5 protein-coding genes are annotated in these 4,586 nt (G+C 61.9%); 4 read left to right on the top strand and 1 reads right to left on the bottom strand.

Translation table 11 applies throughout. From position 1 onward, the window contains the following. The 3 genes from AC1D1P_RS14840 to AC1D1P_RS14850 all read left to right on the top strand — a co-directional run. On the top strand, positions 1-445 hold a 445-nt coding region (locus tag AC1D1P_RS14840), incomplete at its 5' end, for an ATPase domain-containing protein (protein WP_477673513.1). A 114-nt stretch (positions 446-559) separates the two neighbouring features. Beyond that, complete coding sequence (locus AC1D1P_RS14845) at positions 560-1,939, top strand: hybrid sensor histidine kinase/response regulator (protein ID WP_477673514.1); 1,380 nt, start codon at positions 560-562, stop codon at positions 1,937-1,939. A gap of 415 nt (positions 1,940-2,354) precedes the next feature. After that, positions 2,355-2,558, top strand: a complete 204-nt coding sequence (locus AC1D1P_RS14850) for a hypothetical protein (protein WP_477673515.1) — start codon at positions 2,355-2,357, stop codon at positions 2,556-2,558. Between the two features lie 115 nt (positions 2,559-2,673). Here the strand turns inward: AC1D1P_RS14850 and metK are convergent, their stop codons facing one another. Continuing rightward, positions 2,674-3,855, bottom strand: coding sequence for a methionine adenosyltransferase (metK, locus tag AC1D1P_RS14855; protein ID WP_457279749.1), 1,182 nt, complete (start codon positions 3,853-3,855; stop codon positions 2,674-2,676). A gap of 176 nt (positions 3,856-4,031) precedes the next feature. Between metK and AC1D1P_RS14860 the strand changes: the two genes are divergently transcribed. Beyond that, positions 4,032-4,586, top strand: a 555-nt coding sequence (locus AC1D1P_RS14860; RefSeq protein ID WP_477673516.1) for an LpxL/LpxP family acyltransferase, incomplete at its 3' end; no start/stop codon positions are given.

Here is a 4,586-nt window from a genome sequence, read left to right on the forward strand (position 1 = left end):
GTGCCAGGCTGCCGACCGCGGCTGCAAAGTCGTCGTCATCGACAGCATCAACGGCTATCTCAACGCCATGCCGGATGAGCGCTTCCTTACCACGCATTTGCACGAACTGCTGACGTACCTGGGCCAGCGCGGTGTGGTAACCATCCTGGTGGGCGTTCAGCAGGGCATGCTGGGCGGCCAGATGTCCACCACGGTGGACGCCAGCTATCTGGCCGACAACGTGCTCATGCTGCGCTACTTCGAGCATGACGGCGAGGTCAAGCAGGCCGTGTCGGTGTTTAAAAAGCGAGGCAGCCTGCACGAACGCACCATCCGCGAATTTTCCATGTCCCGCAAGGGCATCCATGTGGGCGCACCCCTGCGCGGCTTCCGCGGCATTCTGACGGGGGTGCCTGTCTACATCGGCAATGATCCTGAAGTGGGTGCTGCCCGCGGAGCGAGATAGGTGGAGCGGCGAATCGTCATTTGTGCACCTACAGGGCGGGACGCGGCGCTGACTGCCAAAGTGCTCCGGTCCGTGGGTATCCACAGCATTGTGTGTGCAAACAGCGATGAGCTTATGACGCAACTCCCGCTGGGTGCCGGCGCCCTCTTGCTGGTGGAAGAGGTTGTCAGTGGTGCCGCCATGCGGCCACTGGCCGAATACGTGGCCTCACAGCCCACCTGGTCGGACATCCCCATCCTGCTTTTGACACGCAGCGGCGCCGATTCGCTGGATGTGCAGCGGGCGGTCGAGCATCTGGGTAACGTCACGCTGGTGGAGCGGCCCGTGCGCACCATTGCCCTGATTACCGCCACCCGTTCGGCCGTGCGGGCCCGCGAAAGGCAATACCAGGTGCGCGATGCCGACAAGCGCAAGGACGAGTTCCTGGCTACGCTTGCGCATGAACTGCGCAATCCGCTGGCGCCGATCCGTACGTCCATGGGAATCCTCAGGCATCTTTACCCGGATTCGGACCAGATCACGCAGCTGCGCAATGTCGTGGACCGCCAGGTGGCTCACCTGACGCGATTGGTGGATGACCTGTTGGACGTAGCCCGCATCACCAGCGGCAAGGTCACCCTGAAAAGGGGGCAGATCACACTGCAATCAGTGATCAACCATGCGGTGGAGATTTCCGGCTCCGCCATGGAAAGCAAGCAGCACCGGTTGGACGTGCAGGAGCCGGACACACCGTATCTGCTGGATGCCGATCACGCGCGCCTGGTGCAAAGCGTCGCCAACCTTCTTGTCAACGCCGCCAAGTTCACGCATCCAGGCGGGCATATCGTGCTGCGCGCGGAAGTCGAGGGGCCTGTGGTGACTTTCCGTGTCGCCGACAACGGGATCGGGCTTGAGGCATCTTCTCTGGCAAAGATCTTTGACCTGTTTGCCCAGACGCCCGTGCCTGGCGAAGCGCCGACCGGTCTGGGAATCGGTCTGAGCCTGGCCAGACAGTTTGCCGAGATGCACGGCGGCACTCTGCATGCCAGCAGTGAAGGCCTTGGTCATGGCAGTGAGTTCGTCCTGGCGCTGCCGGTGGTTCTGGAGGGCGGGCATCCTATATCGCCTGTGCAAGTGGCGGGCCCCGCCTGGTCCGGAAACGCCAAAAAAATCCTGGTGGTGGACGACAACGTGGACGCGGCCAATACCTTGGGAGCTTTGCTTGGCATGGATGGTTTTGCAGTGACAACGGCGTATGACGGTCTGGCCGCCGTTGCCGCCGCCAAGGCTCACAGGCCGGACGTTATCGTCATGGACATCGGAATGCCCGGCATGAACGGGTACGACGCAGCACGCTTGATCCGCCAGCAGCCGGCCACTGAAAATATGGTCCTTATTGCGCTCACTGGYTGGGGGCAGACAACAGACAAAGCCCTTGCCAGTCTGGCCGGGTTTAACCATCACCTGGTCAAACCGGTGGATTACGAAAGCCTGATGTCCTGCCTCGTTGCCTGATGTGGGTAAAAAGCAGCGGCCGGAATTCCGGGAATTAAAGCTCCAACCAGGGAAGTGGTGCCTGATTCGAGCTTGTCCTACACGCATTTCCTATCCCGCTGACGCATCGTGGCCAGGCGTGAACCTACAGTCAAAGCCCAGCCACTCAAAGCCTTCATTGGCGCCGCCATGTTTCTAGACAGCTTTCCCCTGCATGAACCAGAAATCCGGGCAACCCGGCCTGTGCGCGAAGTCGCCATGGAAGCGGGGAAATCCCGCAGTGCCTGGCCGTTCATCGTCACCGGCAACGGTTTTGGTGTAACGCATGCTGCCCGTGATTCCCGGGGGGGAATGCCCTCAATGTCGGCATCCGCATTTCCCGCCGCGGATCCCGGCAGCTTTGTTACGTGACGTTCAGCGACACGAAGGACACGAGATGGGCCTGAAAAAACGTATTGATCCAAAGAGTGATCGTGACCGCAAGAACGGGTCAGCCGCACAGCCTGACGCCATATCTGCCGAGGAATACGGCAGAGAGGGCACCAACAAGACCATCGCGCAGCCCAAAGCCGACAATGCGCCGTCCGAAGAATTGGGCAATACCCCGCATGTCGGGAAAAGCCCCTACACGCGCGGTTGAATCGCGGGGTTGATCTTCTGGATTAGCGAGGGGAGGGACCTCTTGGGCCCTTAACTTCGCTGCGCGAAGTGAGCCTGCGCTGAAGAACTGATACCGGGCTGTCCGCCCGGCGGCCTTACAGGCCGGCTGCAGCGCGCAGCGCAGCAGCTTTATCGGTACGTTCCCAGGTAAATTCCGGCTCGTCGCGGCCGAAGTGGCCATAGGCTGCCGTCTTTTCGTAGATGGGGCGCAGCAGGTCCAGCATCTGGATGATGCCCTTGGGGCGCAAGTCAAAGTGTTCATTGACGAGAGCCGAGAGTTTCTCGTCGGAGATCACGCCGGTGCCTTCGGTATAGACCGTGACGTTCATGGGGCGGGCTACGCCGATGGCATAAGCCACCTGGATCTGGCATTGGCGTGCCAGGCCCGCGGCCACAATATTTTTGGCCACATAACGGGCTGCGTAGGCAGCTGAGCGGTCCACCTTGCTGGGGTCTTTGCCGCTGAACGCGCCGCCGCCGTGCGGGCAGGCGCCGCCGTAGGTGTCGACGATGATCTTGCGGCCGGTCAGGCCGCAGTCGCCCTGCGGGCCGCCGATGACGAAGCGGCCGGTCGGGTTGATCAGGTACTTGGTGTCCTTGAGCCACTCTTTGGGCAGCACGGGCTTGATGATCTCTTCAATGATGGCTTCGGTGAACGAGGCCTTCATCTTGTGGGCAGTTTCGCTCTGGTCGGGGCTGTGCTGGGTCGACAGCACCACGGTGTCGATGCTGTGCGGCTTGCCGTCCACATAGCGCATGGTGACCTGGCTCTTGGCGTCGGGGCGCAGGAAAGGCAGGCGGCCGTCCTTGCGCAGCTGGGCCTGGCGCTCGACGAGGCGGTGTGCGTAGTAAATCGGCGCGGGCATCAGATCGGGCGTTTCGTCGCAGGCGTAGCCGAACATGAGGCCCTGGTCGCCGGCGCCGATGTTCAGGTGGTCGTCACTGGCATGGTCTACGCCCTGGGCGATGTCGTTGGACTGCTTGTCATAGCAAACCATGACGGCGCAACCCTTGTAGTCGATGCCGTACTCGGTGTTGTCGTAGCCGATGCGCTTGATGGTGTCGCGCGCGACCTGGATGTAGTCGACATGCGCGTTGGTGGTGATCTCGCCGGCCAGCACGACGAGGCCGGTGTTGGTCAGGGTTTCGGCGGCGACGCGGCTGCGTGGGTCCTGCTTGAAAATTGCGTCGAGGATCGCGTCGGAAATCTGGTCGGCGACCTTGTCGGGATGGCCTTCAGAGACGGATTCGGATGTAAAGAGAAAATCGTTCGCCATTGCGTACACTCCATGAAGTTTGTCGGCGCGTTGCCGGCTGGAATGCCTCGGCGAACGCTTTAGCAGTTTGGTTTAATGTCGCCCTGCAAGTAGTTCAGTAACTCGGCGACAGACTGCATTATATGACGGCTGGTTTTTGGCCGGCGTAACCTTTCGATACCCCTTTCACCTGATTCATGCCCTGGTTGTTTCGCTTCTTTTCCCTCTGGCCGCTGGCCGCCCTGCATGCGCTGGGCGGCATGCTGGGCTGGCTGGTGTGGGGCTTGAGTCCGCGCTACCGCGCCCAGTTCAGGGCACATGTGGCGCAGGCCGGACTGCCGTTCGCGGTCGCCCGCCCGGCGATTGCCGAGGCTGGGCGCTTTATTGCCGAACTACCCAAGCTGTGGATGCGGCCGGCTTCGGAGTCCTGCCTGGGTAATGTCCGCATCGAAGGCCAGGTGCATGCGGAGCAGGCCTTCGCCGAAGGCCGCGGGGTGATTTTTTTTGGTCCCCATTGCGGCAGCTTCGAGCTGGGCCCGCAAGCGCTGGCCGAGCTGTATGGGCCCATTACCGCGATTTACCGGCCCGCGCGCAAGGCCTGGCTGGCCCGGCTGGAACGCCTGGCGCGTGACCGGGCCAATCTCACCGTCGTGCCCGCTTCCTTAAGCGGCATCCGCCTCATGCATAAAACCCTCAAAGCCAATCAGGCCGTGGCTTTGCTGACGGACCAGGTGCCGCCCGAAGGCCTGGGC

Source organism: Polaromonas sp. P1_E1_2 (genome assembly GCF_056406035.1).